Here is a 16859-nt window from a genome sequence, read left to right on the forward strand (position 1 = left end):
GATGGATAGAGTTCCAATAATTTTGCAATTTGTCGGTCAAGGTCGGCTTTTTGATGCAGACGGTCGACTCTGGCGTAGAGGATAGTTCTTTGATTAGTTTTGCTAAATCCGGCATCAGAATTAATTAAATATCGTCGTTGACCGGAGGGTGTGCGAATGGCGGTAATAATACCATCTTTTTCCCATCGCCTGAGCGTATGTAGGCAAACTCCAAAATGTTCGGCTGCTTGCCTTGGGGTTGAGTAGCCAAAAGTGAATAATGCTGAATATTCGGCTAGTTTAACACATTATTCAGATAATTCAATCAAAATTCAGTAAATCAATCAACAGGAGAATGCTCTCAAAAAGCTACAACTTTTCAAGAGGGAGCGTCAACTTTTCCGCAGAAAAAAGCAGCTAAAAGAAAGAATTGGCTCTTCAGTACCTTTTTTGCTGAATTTTTCATTAAGCACGATCGCTTGGCTGTAAAATCCCGGCTTCTAGCCTAAACTTTGCCCCCAAGCCTCAAAGGCTAAGAATCATAACTAGGCTGATTGCCCGGTAAGGGTTTAGGCCTAGCTTACAGACTTATTCAGCATAACGCGCTAGTAGGTAAGCGCTACCAAACGTCACTATGTAATAATTGTAAACTATCCAAATGCCAAGAAAGTAGCACTCCTGGGCCCTGTTTACATACTGTTACATGGTTCAGTTTGATAGCGCCTACCTACTTAATGAAGAGCCAAAGAATTTCATTTTATCATACAGAAATCCTGGTAACACTTAGACTATTCCTAGACCTGACATGGTAAGGTTTTTAGATTTTTCGGGTTCGGAGACAGGGACAAAAGGTATAACACGAGCAGGTGCTGCTACTGGGGGCTGAGCGAACAAACGCTGGTTGGCAATCAACATACTTTCAATTATCGCTGCCGGTTCGGGGCGGCTGAACAGATACCCCTGCATGATATCGCATTGGTGCTGTTTCAAGAAAGCTAGTTCTGCTTCTGTTTCTACTCCTTCTGCAATTACTGTCATATTTAAGCTGTGACCCAGCAAAATTACTGCTGTGGTAATAGCAGCATTTTGAGCGTCTTCGCTGGCATTTCGCACGAAAATGCGATCGATCTTTAAGCTGTCAAAAGCAAATTGCTTGAGATATCCTAAAGTAGCATAACCGGTGCCGAAGTCGTCAATGGCAATCCGAATTCCGAGAGCTTTAAGTTCGTTTAAAGTTGCGCCTGCGACTGTCGCATTTTCTACCAGAGCGCTTTCGGTCATTTCTAATTCTAAATTAGCAGGCTCCAAGCCTGTAGTTTCTAATATTTGCACGATTCGGGCCTTGAGTTCGGGGTCGGATAACTGCCGGGCCGACAAATTTACTGATATCGTAAAAGGCGAGAACCCCGCCGCCAGCCAACTCGCGGCTTGAGCGCAAGCTGAAAGCAGTACCCACTCGCCAATCTGAATAATTAAACCTGTTTCTTCGGCTAAGGGAATAAATTCAGCGGGAGAAATTATACCTCGATCGGGATTTTGCCAGCGCACCAAAGCTTCAGCGCCGATAACTTGTCCGGTAGCAATATTCACCTGGGGCTGATAGTATACTTGAAACTCACCTTGTGCTAAAGCGTGGCGCAGCAGAGCTTCTAGAGCCAACTTTTCAGGGGAGAGGACACAAACCTTTGTAGAGTCGTTAGCTAAATCTTTGAGTCTGGCTTCTGCTTGGTGAAGCGCAACTGTCAGGGGTTGGGTAATAGTTTGCCGTTTCGAGACGCGAGAAGCGATCGCCCCCAACAATTCAGCCTTAGTAAACGGCTTTGTTAGGTAATCGTCAGCCCCCAATTCCATCCCCCGACGAAAATCGGTTTTGGCACTTTGAGCCGTGAGGAAAATAAATGGAATTGTAGCAGCCAGGGAGTTTTGTCGCAGAGTCCGCAACACGTCATAACCGTCGAGTTCCGGCATCTGTACGTCGCACAAAATTAAGTCGGGGATCTCCGAAAGTGCCATCTGCACCCCAAATCGACCGTTTTCTGCCACGATAACTCGGTAGCTGTGAGATTCCAGGAGTTGCACAAGAGTCTCCCGGATTAATTCGTCGTCTTCAATGACTAAAATTTTGAGCATGATACTTAGATAACAGATGGCACTATATATCAGAACCTGACTAACTCTAGCATACTCAAACTTGACAGTTACTGATTAGGCCAATTAGCTAATAAATTTTTAGCCAAATGGCTAAAGATTTTCCCTCGGTTCTTAAGTGACAATCAAAGAATTGGCAAAATTCGCAATAGTTTTCGATCGCTTTCAAAGGCATACAACTGTTGCGCCCGACTATTTTAATAAGATTTAATAACGAAATATTGGTTTTTTCTCATAAAAAATGCCGCCAACACTTTCAATACGTGGATGGTGGCATTTTTTATATAATGTCGGGTCAATTCGCTTTAAAAAGTGTTCGATCGTTCTGGCTTCATTCCTGGGATGGATGCGGACTAAAGTCGGAACGATCAAACCAATTTTATTTTGTCGTTTCAGGGGACATCATAGGATGGACTGATGGATGCGGACTAAAGTCCGAACGATCAAGCCAATTTTATTTTGTCGTTTCAGGGGACATCATAGGATGCGCTGCCTTAATTCACAGGTTTAGTGGAATTCGCGCAAAACTTGTCATCTACAATTGCAGAATTGATACTGACAGCTTGCATTGATGATGACGGAATGATGAGGTCTCGCGGAACTACAAGTGTCTTTTTGCAAACTAACTCGCTGCTGCCTACAGAGGCAAAGTTCCAAGCATAAAATTCGGGATTGCTGACTGTCGCACTGGCAGAAGATAAACCTAATGCAGTCATTAATACTAATCCCAAAGTTACTAAAGCTACGATCGCAAATCTCAGCATATTCTTTGTTTGAACCGGAAAATTTACCCGCTCGGGATTACTTCATTATGGCTCGATCGCCCTCAAGGCGTCAATAGCCTTGAGTCGATTTTAGATTTACTCCGACCGATGAGTCAGTGAGCTTGAACGGGAGTCTCAAATTTTCGACCGCGACAGGAGTCGGGGGCTAAGATCCGTTTTGGGATGGGGGTTATTTCGTCTCCAGATTCAACTCGTAGGCGATCGGCTCGGATGACTGAGAAACCACCACGAATTCATAAAAACCAGCATCATCGAGAGTTCCAGACCAACTCACCTCCTCTGCATCTTCCAGTAAAGCCTTGGCTTTGTTGGTGCGCCCAGGAGAATAAATTGATAGCAGAGTTGATTTGCGCGGAGCTTGCAAATTTACGCTCAAAATCTGATTTTGGGCGAACCTGGCAATGTAAGCTTTGCCTTCTCCGGGCTTGAGATTTCCTTTAAGGGTTTTGTTGTTCGCGCGGCGGTCAAATTCGACGCTTTCAAGAGTTGCTCCTGCTTGCAAAGAGGCGAGGGCGTCGGCGGTAATTGCTTGCCAAATTTGTCCGATCGGCAAACCGATGATATTTTTATTCCGTGGGTGCTGTGGAAACCAATAAAAGAACTTGGCATCAGCCAAATCGTACAGCGCTCGACTGCTCAAATTCAGCTTGTTAACCTCGGCTTTGGAGCGATCGAGATCGGCAGTCTCGTAACTGCCCAACCGCGCTCTAGCATCGCTGCTAAGGTTTTCGAGCTTGTTGAGCAAGTCGTCGCCGATTTTCTGCCACCTTTCGCGCCATTGGCGATCCTCGTCGCCTTCTTTTAACAGCCGCCCGTTTAATTCTGGGTATTTGGCATAGAAATTCTCATCTACAAGGTTGACGTAACCGTTGTAGAATCGATCGTCAATTTTAAGCCGAGAGTAGCGATCGCGCAAAGCATCCTCTTGCTGCTGCTTCGGGCCCGGAGTCACGGGAATCTTCTGCACTTTTGATTGCAGGTTTAACACATAATTGCCCGCAAACCAGCCAACTCCGCCCATACTCGATAGCACCGCCACTACGAACAAAAACATTTTCCAAGCAGGCATCTTTTGCTGATTGCCGATCGTGGCCACTCGCACTGGAGTTCCCGGAAGCTTCGGGGCGGGGGCTGGCACGGGTATGGGTGCGGCCAGAGGTGTGTAGTCCGGCGGTGGCTGCGTGAGTCCCAAATCCGGCTGTGGGGATGGCTGTGGCTGTGGCTGTAACAGCGGATTGCCGGAGAGAGCGAGCAAAACCTCGCGAGCCGAGGAGTAACGCTGGTTTGGCTGCTGAGCGAGCATTTTATCCAGCACCAGGGACAAATTCGGAGATAGAGAACAGTGCGATCGCCAGTTCCAATTCAGCGTCTGACTGTCGAGCAATTCATGCGGTTCCTTCCCCGTCAGCAACACCAAAACCGTGGCCGCCAGAGCGTACAAATCGCTGTGCGGAGACACAATCCCCATCTGCATCTGTTCGACGGGAGCATAGCCGAGTTTGCCGATGCGAGTCGCGGGGGTGGGAGTGATGTTAGCTTCAGTTTCAGCAAATAGAGATTCTACGGTGGCGGCGATTTGTTTGACTCCGCCGAAGTCAATCAGCACGGGCATTCCGTCAGACAAGCGCAGAATTAGGTTGTCGGGGGAGATGTCGCGGTGAATCACTCCCAAGGAGTGAATGTATTCGAGGACTGGCAAAATTTGAATCAGCAGTTGATTGATTTCTGCTTCGATGAACCGCAAACCCTGACGCTTCCTGGCATCCAGCAGGAAGCGGTAATTTTGACCGGGTACGTAGTCTTGGACGAGAAATAGGTAGCCTCGATCGACTATACTGACGCGAAACATTTCGCGGAAGCGCGGAATTTGATTGTGTTGCAGTTTGTAGAGCACTCCGGCTTCGCGCTCGAAGAGTTCCTCGGATTTTTGTAAGGCGTAACTTCCTTGTACTTGGGGCGCAAATTCTTTTAAAACGCAGGGTTCGTTAAATCGGTGGGCATCTTCAGCGAGGTAGGTGCGTCCGAAGCCTCCGTGTCCCAATTCGCGGACTATGCGGTAGTGGTTATTGAGAGTTATGCCGGGATAGATAGGATTAGTCATCACTTATAGGTGGATTTTGTAAACTGTCACGACTCCTGTTTGCTCGGACTATAAGAAATATTATCCTTAATTGGTATTGAAGTTCGATCGACAAGTAGTTTTCCGCGGCTATGAGTTGGGAAAAGCATTGTGTTATTATATAATTAGGGTAACAGTTGATGGTTAAGCTTAGAATATGCCAGCAAAAGACATCTACCACAATAATGTCAGAACAGCCCTGGAAAAGGACGGGTGGACAATAACCAAAGATCCGCTACCATTAAAAATTGGCAAACGTACTCTCAGTGTCGATCTAGGTGCAGAAAAACTATTTGCCGCCGAAAAACAAGGTCGCAAAATTGCTGTAGAAGTCAAAAGTTTTGTGAGTGCTTCACCAGTTCATGACTTAGAACAAGCTGTTGGACAGTATATTGTTTACGAAGATATTCTACAGCGATCGGAACCTGAACGGATAATATATCTGGCAATCCGTGCAGAAGTTTATGCAGAAATTTTTTCTGAACCTATTGGGCAGATTTTGCTAGAAAACAAGAGATTTAAACTAATAGTTTTTGATTCATTAAAGGAGACAATTATCAGATGGATAGACTAGATGAATATCGCCAAATTGTTCGCAATGTTTTAGATAGTTATGCCCAGATTTCTTACGGACACGGAGAAATTAAAAGCAGCGTTATTGTCGATCGCGAACAAAACAATTTTTTACTGATGCACGATGGCTGGCAAGGGCCTAAAAGAATTCACGATTGTATCGTTCATGTGGAAATTATTGACGGAAAAATCTGGATTCAACAAGATGGTATAGAAACGGGAATTACCGCAGAACTTGTAGAATTAGGAGTGCCTAAAGACAAGATAGTTTTAGGGTTTCATCCGTATCACGTTCGGCAGCATACGGGATATGCGATCGCCTAAACCAGCTTACAATACAATAAAATTGGGCGTTGCTGAAACTAGCGAGTTTCGGAGGCAAATCATACTCCTTTCTCAGCAACGCCGAAATTTGTATCAAAAGCCCGATCGCGCATTTTGCATAAAAACGCGATCGAACACCAAACAATTAGTTTTAACTCTTAACAATTACCGCTTTATTTGCCATCAGCTTCTCTGAGCGCAGCCAGAATTTCCGGTCGTTTCATGCGCGCGTAGTTCCGCACTTTCCGGTCTTTGCCGATCGCCTTCAAGCGTCTCAGCGAAAGAGTATCGTAGTCTTCCTCGTCTTCCTGCTGTTGCTGCTGGGGCGGAAACGGCAATTCTAACTGCAACTGCGGTAGCTGAGGTTTCGACTGCGCCTTCGACTGCTTCTTAGCCTGGGTTTTTGGCTGCGCCTTCGACTGCTGTTTCGGCGGTGTCTCGGGCTGTATTTCTGAGTGCGTCGCAGCGGCTCCCAGTTGGCTGCGGAGCGTAGCAATTTGATTTTTTAGGTCATTTTCTACGTCTGCGATCGTGTCAGCCACAAACTGATTAATTATTTGGACAGTGCGATCTAATTTGATTGACAGCAATTTTTCCAGTTCATCCAACTGTCTCAACGCACCTTCAAGATTCATCTCCGAAATAACCTCCGATTTCGGAGAACTATTGCTGCCAGATTGTTCAATTTTTTTAGCCAATTTATCTACCTTTTCATGAAATGTTTTTTCAACTTGTTCTAGCAGATGCTTTATCTGTGTTATTTGATCGCGATCGAAGTTCTGCTCGGCTAGAGCTTTTACTTGTTTTTTTAGCAGGTCTTCATTCTTTTTAACAGATTGTTCTATTTGTTTTGTTAGACTCTCTACCTTTTTTTGAAATGATAGCTCAAATTGTTGCAGTAGAGTCTCAAGTTGTGCAGTTTTTTGAGTCGGCTGCGGAGCTAAATGTTCCATTTCTGCTTGAGCCGCAACTACCTCCTCGTCGGTCATTTCAAAAACCCAAGCCCACATTTGCTCAAGGCCGAGTTCTTTCGCAACAATACACCAATCTGAGCCGCAGACAACTTCGTATTCTTCTTCGTTGCTGTAAGCTTCAGTAGGACGTACAATTAAAGGAATTAAGTTGCTGCCTTGCTCGATGAGACTTCTCCTGAGAGCTTCGCGACGTTCGCGAGGGATTTCTCCCCCCTGAGTCTCTGGTACTGCAATTTGGGAAGTGTAAATTTGACTGTGACTAATTGGCTTAATCCGCAAATATTCTACTATTCGGTTTTGATCTTGCGATCGATCCATCTTCTTACAAGTCCCCTTTTGTCATTAAAATCAGGTGTTTGGGTAATTATATATATTTGCACTTTACAGCCTGGGTTTTAAGTGCCACAGGACTAACTCAAGAACTCTAATGATAGGGTGCGAGACAAACACCTTACTCAGACTTTGGTTAGTTAAAGGATTTGTTGGCCTGAGTCTCTAAATCTGGGAGAGATATCGGCGGCGTGCTGTACCTGTGCGGCTGGCTGTGGGGTGAGGGCCCGGGCGATCCTGCAACGAGGGCTTCGCTAACGGCAAAACTGACTGCAATTCCTACAAAAAATCGACTGTGATGAGTTTAACTGGCTGGGGGACACAAATTATACACTGCTTCACTCATCTTTACTTTTTTTGGCGATCGGGCGATCGCTACCGTGTTCAGGTTTAGCAGGAATTGCCAGTTGTGAGTATTTTTGCTCCTAGTCAATCACCTTTCAGAAATCCGGTTTTAACTCTTGTGGGGTGGGCTTCTAGCCCGCCCCCAAAAAAGCAATTGAGACGGCTCACAACTTATGAGTATTTTGCCAGTAATCAATAATTTTAATCATTGTTTTGTCGCCTAGCCCTTGAATACGTTCCACCACATTGGCAAATGACACAAACGGCTTCACATCTCGCTTTTCGTCGAGGATTCGTTGTATAATTTTATCGTTCACTAACTTAGTATATTCAAAATTCGCTTTCAGTTGAGCTGGATTTTGAGTATTCAGTGCGGCCAACAGCGACATTGGTTGAGAAGTTACCTGTTCAACTTCTGGTACCGCATCTACCAAACAGGGCTTTTCCGATGCAGACTCTGATTTCAACTCATTAATTCTGTTAGCCAACTGCGCTTCAATTAACAGAGGTAATTGTTGGGCAATTAGGTTTTCAATTTCTTGTATTCTCTCAGCCAATACCTTTTTTTCACGGGCGTGTTCAGCTTTCAATTCATGAATTTGAATTTCTAACCGGGCTTCAATATTTGTCACTCGCTGCTCTAAACTAGATGAGGCTTCTACAGTTTCAATTTCAACTGAAGCCTCAGTTATAAATGACTCTTTGGGAGTTTCAATTTCACCTAGATTCTCACTGATTGCGGTTTTTCTGAGGATTTCCAGTTGTTCGAGGAGAAGTGCTTCATTTTCTGGTTCCAGGATGAATGCTCCGATTGTCTCGCCCTTGAGAGGTTCAATTTCCCTGGCTCTCGCCGCGGCGTAGTATTCAAGGTTTCCGTCTACTATTTCGTAAGCATCCATACTGGTGCGGCGGACAATGATCGGATTAATCAAGCCTCCGGCGTCTAAAATAAGTCTAGCTAATTTATCTAAATCGCGATCGGCAAAATTGGAACGGGGAACTGCGGAGGTAATTCTTTTGACTGCAACCAGTGACGGAGATAATTTTTTCATAAGTTTTTACTGACCTATTTTTACCAAAACTTCTTCGGCTAGCATTTCAAATTCTTGGGATGAAGTGCAATCCGGTTTAAAATCTAGCACCGAAATCGGATCGGCGATTTCCATATTGCCCACGATTTTAAATAGTTCTGCACACTTTGCTAAATCCTCTCTCTCATAAATTACGCTGTCCATAATTTCCAGGCCGTAGCGTTTGGGAATAGCCTCCCTCCGCTTGGGCAAACTGTACTGTACAAACTTAGGATTGGGTGAGATTTTGCAAGGGAGGATGCCTAAAATTTCTAAAGGTTTTTTGCCGATTTGTTTTTTGAATCCATTAACTTTTTTAATAAAATCCTTGACATTAATCAATCCTTGATTGGCAAAAGGTTTTAAGTCAGAAGGAATAATTAAATAATCCGCAGCAATCAGGGCAACTCTGGCGAAAAAATTCAAAGATGGCGGCGTATCAATCAGTACAATATCGTACTTATCTTCTACTTCCGCTAGTTTTTGAATTAAAATCATGCGACTGTAATCTAGTTGATTTAGTTCCGTTTCATAGTACATTAAATCGATGTGGGAAGGAACTACATCGATTTTAGGATTGCAAAAATTAGACTCGCGGGCTACTTCGGCGATCGAGTAAAAATCCTCTGATTGCAAAACTTGAAGAATATTGCAATCTTTCAAATCATCTTGTTCTTCATCTTCAAATTTGACCAAACCAGTTGCAAAGGTTGTATTTGCCTGACTGTCTAAGTCGATGACTAGGACTCTTTTACCTTCCTTGCTCAGGGCTGCTGCTAAATTGACTACTGTTGTGGTTTTACCGACGCCGCCTTTGTTGTGGTAAACTGCTATTATTTTCATACTATTTTGCGGGGTTTGGGGAATGATTAAATCGGATGATTTAACTAAAATATCTTCAGGTATTTGTTCGGGGGATGAGACTTGAATGATTTCAGGTTCTGCGGTGGCGGGATTGTTTTGTTGTACCGATACTTCGGTAATTAACTCAGGAGTAACTAAATTAGTTTTACTATCTTCCAGTTCTAGATTATCTGGATTTATTACAAACTTTAAACTATCTCTGCCAATTAAAGCTATAATTTCATCAATTCTACTTTCAAGGTCTTGTCCGGCGCACTGAAATGCTAGCTGAATATCATCGCTCACTCTTGCATAAATTCTAATCTCTTTGCCGTTAGTTATGAGTCCGTAGCGGATGCTTAAACTTGTTAAGTAACGCTTCAGTTTCCGCCGATGGCGGTCTAGATTTTCCTTGGGATGTTTTGCCTCCATGACTAAACTCATGGGCGAGTCTGCATCGAACACTATGGGGATAACTTGGGTAGCAAATGAGAGGAAGTCTAGGCGAATATTCCCAAAGGCGATTTCTTGGTGCCAAGTGTCGGGGGTATAGCCGAGTTTTGGCAACAAATAACTGACAATGAGTTTGCTTTCTACTTCGCTTTCGTTGCGACAGTTATTGGGATTGAAAATCATGTTTCATGGGGAATTGGGAATTGGGAATTGGGAATTGGTAATGGGTAATTGGGAATTGGTGTCAACTTCATGTCAAATGTAATCTAATGTTTGACTATTAGCCCCGCTGATCCCCCCTAACCCCCCTTAAAAAGGGGGGGACAAGAGTAATTTCAAAGTCAACCCCTACTCCCCTTAAAAAGGGGGGACAGGCAATGCTCAAAGTCCCCCTTTTTAAGGGGGATTTAGGGGGATCTAGACTGCGCTAAAAGCAAGATTTATCAAAAATTCTAGCTAGGGATTGTGATATTAATAAAACCCGGTTTGTTTAACAAAACCGGGTTTTTAGGGGATTTATCGCGTTTCAAACTTATTTGGTTTGAGCGTGAAATTCCTCTAATGTTTGATAGCCACCAGCGGGGTTGTACAGGTGACAGTTGTCTGCAATCCGCTTCATTAAAGACCAAGAAAATTTGGTTTCATAGAGATGAGGTTGCCAGTTTTCCTTTAAGCTGCTGTGGGCTAGGCGCAAGTTGTACCAGGGTATAGCAGTTGAAAGGTGGTGGGGAACGTGCACGTTAATGTCGTGGCACAGAAACTCAACCCAGCGGGGATAGTCGCAGTGAACTGTTCCCGATAGTTGTGCTTGGGCTTCGTTCCATTCTTCTGGTGCTTTAAATGAAATGTCTGGCGCTGTGTGGTGAACAATGGTGAAGGTGCTCATCCAGAAGTGGTAAACCATCCAGGGCATCAACCAAAATTTGATGAATCCCCAAATGCCTGTGGTGGCTATTAAAGTCGGAAATACGATCGCAGCACCGATCAAAACCACAAAAACCGAAAACCGCACTTGTTCGCGTTGTTGACCTTCTTTGAAGCGCCACCACATAAAGTGTACTTTTGCCCAGTGGGCGATCGATCCAATCCACCACATTGGGCCGAAGATTAAACGATAAGCTATTTGTAATGCTTTGGGCGCGGCAGCGTAGCTTTCTGCTGTCATTGGTTGCCAAGCATTATCTTCACCAATTTTGTTGGTGTGCTTGTGGTGATAATTGTGTCCGTGACGCCATGCGTGAAACGGAAAAATTAACGGGAGAAATGCGAGATGTCCGACTAAATCGTTTACCCAGCGGCGGTTGGCAAATGACCGGTGTCCGCAGTCGTGGCCTATCACAAAAAAACCGGTTAATCCGGTACCTGTGAAAATCCACATCAGGGGCAGTAAATACCAAGGTGATACTGCTAGGCCAAAATAACCAACAGCAACTAGAAGAACGTTGACGATGACTTTTGTCCAAGCTTTGCGAGGGTTTTTGACAAATACTTCGCGCGGCAGGGTTTGGAGAATATCTTTGAGGCGCAGGTTGGAAGTGTCCCTTGCGGATGTCAAATTTAGTGGTTTTTCGATCGATGCTGTCATAAATTGATGTCTACTCTCCGTATGCCAAGTGGATGGCTTAACAAAATTAACGCAGTAAAATATCAGCTCGCTACTAACAATTAGCAGACGAGTTGAGCACTAGGCAAGCGCGTTTTCGCAAATGCTAGCAATCGCTAGCCGCGGATTAAATGGCTAGCGCTTTTGGTTAAAAAAAACACTGCGGTTAACAAAACTTTACTTTTTATACCACAGGGGCGGCACAATTAGCACGAGTTGTTACTGGTAATTGCCGTTGCCCACAGCAGAATTTTTGCCGATCGCAACTTGAGATCCAGCAACGGAGCGCTGCTGTTTGAGGGTTTGGACTTCCAGCAGCAAGGAGTCGATTTCTGCTTGCAGGTGCAGGAACTTAACTTGCTGATCGGCTTGGTAGGGGCACTTCACCGAATCTACTTTGCGCGCAAAACCCGTCGATAGCGTAGCAGAACTAGCGATTTCGGGATTGCTAGCCGTGACTTGAGGCCGAGAAAGAGTGGAGGAATTATTTGACATTAGTAATTGAGTAGACATATCTACACATTCACACCATTAAGTTACTTTAACCTGAACGGATCGTATCAAACATTAAATTAACCGATCGAGCTAAAATTAGTGTAAATTCTTTGCCAAAGCCTAGAAACCATTGACATCGTGACCCTGATTCTACCTGTAACTGACTCTGCTGCTAACTCCGCTGCCCGCGCAGCCTCGCCGAAACTTCACGGTTGGCCGGGCTTGATCGAAGCTTATCGCCCCTACCTGCCGGTGACTGAAACCACGCCGGTAGTGACACTCCAAGAAGGCAATACTCCATTGATTCCAGCACCTGCGATCGCCTCTCTCATCGGTAGAGATGTGCGCGTGCTGGTGAAATACGACGGCCTCAACCCCACTGGTAGTTTCAAAGACCGGGGGATGACAATGGCGATTTCCAAGGCGAAGGAAGCCGGCGCCAAAGCTGTAATTTGCGCCAGTACCGGCAATACTTCGGCAGCGGCAGCAGCCTACGCCAGACGCGGGGGGATGCGGGCTTTCGTGTTGATTCCCGAAGGTTATGTGGCTTTGGGCAAGTTGGCCCAAGCTTTGCTTTACGGTGCGGAAGTGATTTCGATTGTCGGTAATTTCGATCGGGCTTTAGAAATTGTCCGCTCCATGGCTGAAAATTATCCCGTAACTTTGGTCAACTCCGTCAACCCTTACCGCTTGGAAGGCCAAAAAACCGGCGCGTTTGAAGTGGTGGACGCCTTGGGCGACGCCCCCGACTGGCTCTGCATTCCCGTGGGAAATGCGGGAAACATCACAGCATACTGGATGGGTTTTTGTCAATACCACCAAGTGAATAAATGTTCGCGCCTACCGCGAATGATGGGATTCCAAGCAGCCGGAGCAGCACCGTTGGTAACAGGCAAACCGGTGGCGAACCCAGAAACCTTGGCGACGGCAATTCGGATCGGCAACCCCGCTAGCTGGAAACAGGCTGTTGCTGCTTCCGAAGCCAGCCGCGGCAGTTTTTCTGCTGTCACCGACGAAGAAATTCTCGACGCTTACCGCTTGTTAGCATCCGAAGAAGGGATTTTCTGCGAACCAGCTAGCGCTGCTTCTGTCGCCGGTTTGCTGAAGGTAAAAGACCAAGTTCCAACAGGAGCAACGGTGGTTTGTGTACTCACTGGTAATGGTTTGAAAGACCCAGATACGGCAATTAATCACAGCAAGAACAACTTTAAGCAAGGAATTGCTCCGAATTTGGATGCAGTAGCTGGCGCGATGGGATTTTAAGCAGAAGGAAGAGAGAAACGGCACGGATTTGAACACGGAGACACGGATGAATTTAACTGAGTTTTATTTCAGGAGATATGAATACTCTGTGTTCTCTTCTGTGTCTTTTCTTCTTCAGTCAAGCGGATGTCCTTGAGGGGAGCCAAATCCGTTACCGAACTTCATTCGGCTATAATAGGATTATCTGTCAAACACTCTTGAGAAAAAGTTATGTTACTAACCAAACCTCGTGCCGATCGAGTTGTTATGTATAATATCAGTTGGCAACAATTTGAGAACTTGCTCGCGGATCTCGGTGAAAGCCGTGCTGCTAGATTCGCCTATGACAATGGAACTTTAGAAATTATGACACCCTTACCCGAACATGAATACTACAAAGAAACGATCGGCGATACTGTTAAAGATATAGCAGAAGTGTTGGAGCAAGATTATGCAAGTTTAGGATCAACCACTTGGAAGCGAGAAATCCAAAAAGCTGGAGTAGAACCAGACAATTGTTTCTACTTCCAAAATGAGCCAAAAATTCGCGGCAAACTCCAGTTTAATTTGGAACAAGATCCGCCGCCGGATTTGGCTTTAGAAATAGACGTAACGAGTAAATCTCTCAGTCGTTTTCCCATTTATGCTCGGTTGGGTGTTCCTGAAATTTGGTGTTACGATTCGGGTGAACTCAAAATTTACCAACTGGAGGGGAAAGAATATATAGAGGTACAAACTAGCTCAATTTTTCCAAGTCTTCCGATACAAGAAATACCAGAATTAATCGAGCAAAATCGTTATTCTGGGCGGCTTTCTCTGCGTAAAGCCGTGCGAGCATGGGCGAGAGAAAAATCGGGAGAACTCTAAGATATTTTTCAATCAAATTTAGACTAATATCACGAGCCGATAAAACTTCTTAATATGCCCATTAGCTTAGCTACATTATTCAGGAAATATTCATTAGGATCGATTTCAACTACAGAATCAAATAATTTCATAAATTTCCAGTTATATCAAGATCCTCGGCGGTTGAAACCGCGTCTACACAAACGAAGTCCGCGCAACGCGAGACTAAGAAATAGGACAGGCAAGATGCCTGTTCCACTCTTAGTTAAAATTTCTTGTGGGGTGGGGGACAAGAGTCTTTTCAAAGTCCCCCTTCTTAAGGGGGATTTAGGGGGATCTAGACTCAACTACAAGCGACATTTCCTATGGTTTTGAGTCTGAAGTTGACACCAATAGCCGAATCTCTAGCCCCTAGACGCGACATTCTACATTTCCCCCTGAGAAATCCATGCACCCCAAAAATAGGGATGAGATAACAATTGATAATCGGGGTTAGCCTCAATAAACTCCTCTGAAATAACTTTTTTCTCGTTGATAAACTCAGCGAGAATATCACGATCAGGATCGTCACGAAATTGTTGTAACTCCCGAATCGTAATTGTGCGAATATAAGATTGAGCCTTTAATAAAGCTTCTCGCTTACCTAAACCCAGCTCAACATCACTTAAAAACCGATCCATCAACAACAGAGAAGGGCGGGTAGGAACTTCCCACAAACTCATAATTAAAGCCTTACATCCCGCCACCGCAAAGGCACGCCGCAGCCCAAAAACTCCCTCTCCTAATTGCACGTCTCCCAAGCCAGTTTTACAAGCAATTAAAATCGTTACTTCATTTTCCCATAAATCAATCCCGGCCACATCCTGAGCTAATAATAATCCTTTCCCCATTTTCTTTGCATCCTCTGGTAAAGTTTTCCCTTGTCGCGAAGTATTTGCCCCAGCAAAGGCTAAACCCGCACGAATCATGGCATTATTAGCCGGGGCCACGGCAAAGCGATCTAACGGGTTTTCGGTGAGGTTGAGTGAGGGACTTTCTGGTTCAAAATAGCCATGCGTGGCAATTAATAAAATGCGGGGACTTGCTGTTTGAGATAACAGGGTTTCTACCGCTTCATCGCCTAAATAGAGATTGGGAATGGCTAATTTTTTTGCAATACTTTTGGCTAGGGGTTCGGTTTCACGAAGGGGCTTAAAGTAATTGTCATGTGAATCTTGGGTTTCAGATGTCTCTTCACTAGGAGGATCGGGGTAGTCAAAATTAGGATTGGCAATAATTAAGGATTCGGAGGCGGTACGGTCTGTTTCAAGTTTCCATCTTAAAACATCTTTGCCACTACTGAGATAACTGATTTGATAATTATCCCTTAATAACTGTTGGCCGGTTTCATCGACGGGCAAAACGCCAAAGGGAATCAGGCTTAATTGGAAATCGGGGGCGATAAAAATGTTTTGGTAAGGTTGCAGAATCGAAAGGAGAGGTGTAAATATTTTTTCGCGTAGGGCGTTGGGATATTCGGGGTTATATTGATACTTCTTGAAAAGAGTACCCTTTTTATTGCCCTTTCCTTGTTTTGAAGGAGTTTTTAATTCTAAAACTTGACGCACTTTTTCAATTAACTCGTCAATGGGTTGGGCTTCACCTAATGAAATCATCTGCACCGCATCGGAATCTTCGGCGAGTAAAATAAATGCCCAATATTCGGCAGACTTCCAGTTTTTACCTTCGGGGGCTGTAAAATCATAGCGATCGAACCGCACATATTCCACTAATACGGCATTAGCGGGTAATTCCAACGCAACCGCCCGACGATCTACGGTTTGATGTTCCAGTTGAATTTCAGGAACTTGGGTGGCTAGTTCTTTTTCTAATTGTTGAGATTGTTGTTCTAATTCCGCAATATCTTTTTGATACTCTCCCAAACGAGTATGATAAACTTCTATGGGTTTTTCTATATCTGGAAGGGGAGGGTTATTGATGCGGTGATAGAGTTGTTCTTGCAGAGAACGGAGGCGATTAAACTCGGGTTTGAGGTGGGAATAGCGTTGACTGTGGATGGCAAAGTTAAACGCCGCTAGCGCCGCCGCCGTCATAGATTTGCGTTTGAGAACGACATCTAAGGCTTTTTGGACTTGTTCGGGAGAGTTGGAGAAATATTGAGAAACTAAGGAAAGGAAAGCATCAAAATTGACTCTACTATTTTTAATGGATTTTAGTCGCTCTTGTTCTGAACTAAAGGCAAAATTAAGACGAATCAACCGATCGTCCATTTCGATTGCTTCGTGCATTTTTTCAAATGCTGCTTTGGGCCGATGCATAGCTGCTAAAAGTAATCCCAAGTTATTGAGACTGAGTAACACATCAGGATGAGCGCCTGTAAATAGGCGTTGGTAAATCTCTAATGCCTGTTCGTAGAGAGGTTCTGCTTCCGGATAAAGTCCTTGGAAGTCGTAGAGTTCTGCCAAGTTATTGAGACTGGTTGCCACATCAGGATGGTCGCCTTTAAAGAGGCGTTGCCACATCTCTAACGCCTGTCTGTAGAGAGGTTCAGCATCCCGGTAGCGTCCTTGGGATCTGTAGAGTGATGCCAAGTTATTCAGACTTTTTGCTAAATCAGGATGGTCGTCAGAAAACAGGCGTTGCCACATCTCTAATGCCTGTTTGTAGAGAGGTTCAGCATCCCGGTAGCGTCCTTGGGATCTGTAGAGTTCTGCCAAGTTATTCAGACTG

13 protein-coding genes and 1 pseudogene are annotated in these 16859 nt (G+C 44.7%); 4 read left to right on the forward strand and 10 right to left on the reverse strand.

Translation table 11 applies throughout. The annotated features are described in order from the left end of the window. The 4 genes and pseudogenes from JGK20_RS22905 to JGK20_RS22920 form a co-directional block, all read right to left on the reverse strand. A pseudogene (locus JGK20_RS22905) lies at positions 1 to 236 on the reverse strand (MerR family DNA-binding transcriptional regulator); the annotation flags it as partial. 526 nt (positions 237 to 762) lie between these two features. Then, on the reverse strand, positions 763 to 2109 hold the full coding sequence (locus JGK20_RS22910; RefSeq protein WP_293184882.1) for an EAL domain-containing response regulator: 1347 nt from the start codon (positions 2107 to 2109) through the stop codon (positions 763 to 765). Between the two features lie 512 nt (positions 2110 to 2621). Then, entirely contained in the window at positions 2622 to 2891 is a 270-nt protein-coding gene (locus JGK20_RS22915) for a hypothetical protein (protein ID WP_293184881.1), read from the reverse strand. Between the two features lie 190 nt (positions 2892 to 3081). Then, positions 3082 to 5013, reverse strand: a complete 1932-nt coding sequence (locus JGK20_RS22920; RefSeq protein WP_293198156.1) for a serine/threonine-protein kinase — start codon at positions 5011 to 5013, stop codon at positions 3082 to 3084. Positions 5014 to 5188: 175 nt separating this feature from the next. On the opposite strand from JGK20_RS22920, the gene JGK20_RS22925 reads away from it, so the two are divergent. Both JGK20_RS22925 and JGK20_RS22930 read left to right on the forward strand, forming a co-directional pair. Beyond that, the gene (locus JGK20_RS22925) at positions 5189 to 5605 is read left to right on the forward strand and encodes an element excision factor XisH family protein (RefSeq protein WP_293198158.1); all 417 of its coding nucleotides are present in this window, start codon (positions 5189 to 5191) and stop codon (positions 5603 to 5605) included. Then, positions 5593 to 5928 carry a XisI protein gene (locus JGK20_RS22930; RefSeq protein ID WP_293184878.1) on the forward strand — a complete coding sequence of 112 codons (336 nt, stop codon included), beginning with the start codon at positions 5593 to 5595 and terminating at the stop codon, positions 5926 to 5928. Before JGK20_RS22925 ends, JGK20_RS22930 begins: the two co-directional genes overlap by 13 nt. A 173-nt stretch (positions 5929 to 6101) precedes the next feature. Here JGK20_RS22930 and JGK20_RS22935 read toward each other — a convergent pair whose 3' ends face one another. The 5 genes from JGK20_RS22935 to JGK20_RS22955 form a co-directional block, all read right to left on the reverse strand. Next, the gene (locus tag JGK20_RS22935; RefSeq protein WP_293184877.1) at positions 6102 to 7220 is read right to left on the reverse strand and encodes a Rho termination factor (modular protein); all 1119 of its coding nucleotides are present in this window, start codon (positions 7218 to 7220) and stop codon (positions 6102 to 6104) included. 521 nt (positions 7221 to 7741) lie between these two features. Continuing rightward, positions 7742 to 8629: a ParB N-terminal domain-containing protein gene (locus JGK20_RS22940; protein ID WP_293192788.1), complete on the reverse strand. Its 888-nt coding sequence runs from the start codon at positions 8627 to 8629 to the stop codon at positions 7742 to 7744. Positions 8630 to 8635: 6 nt separating this feature from the next. After that, positions 8636 to 10126, reverse strand: coding sequence for an AAA family ATPase (locus tag JGK20_RS22945; RefSeq protein ID WP_293192790.1), 1491 nt, complete (start codon positions 10124 to 10126; stop codon positions 8636 to 8638). Between the two features lie 349 nt (positions 10127 to 10475). After that, the gene (locus tag JGK20_RS22950; RefSeq protein ID WP_293184873.1) at positions 10476 to 11528 is read right to left on the reverse strand and encodes a fatty acid desaturase; all 1053 of its coding nucleotides are present in this window, start codon (positions 11526 to 11528) and stop codon (positions 10476 to 10478) included. A gap of 237 nt (positions 11529 to 11765) precedes the next feature. Further along, positions 11766 to 12059, reverse strand: a complete 294-nt coding sequence (locus JGK20_RS22955; protein WP_293184872.1) for a hypothetical protein — start codon at positions 12057 to 12059, stop codon at positions 11766 to 11768. A 126-nt stretch (positions 12060 to 12185) separates the two neighbouring features. Here JGK20_RS22955 and thrC point away from each other — a divergent pair, with 126 nt between their 5' ends. Next, positions 12186 to 13304, forward strand: a complete 1119-nt coding sequence (gene thrC / locus JGK20_RS22960) for a threonine synthase (protein WP_293184885.1) — start codon at positions 12186 to 12188, stop codon at positions 13302 to 13304. Between the two features lie 210 nt (positions 13305 to 13514). After that, complete coding sequence (locus JGK20_RS22965; RefSeq protein ID WP_293184870.1) at positions 13515 to 14150, forward strand: Uma2 family endonuclease; 636 nt, start codon at positions 13515 to 13517, stop codon at positions 14148 to 14150. Positions 14151 to 14554: 404 nt separating this feature from the next. Here the strand turns inward: JGK20_RS22965 and JGK20_RS22970 are convergent. Next, on the reverse strand, positions 14555 to 16859 hold a 2305-nt coding region (locus tag JGK20_RS22970; protein WP_293232251.1), incomplete at its 5' end, for a CHAT domain-containing tetratricopeptide repeat protein.

This window comes from Microcoleus sp. PH2017_05_CCC_O_A (assembly GCF_020738785.1).
In the GTDB taxonomy this organism is placed as follows: domain Bacteria; phylum Cyanobacteriota; class Cyanobacteriia; order Cyanobacteriales; family Microcoleaceae; genus Microcoleus.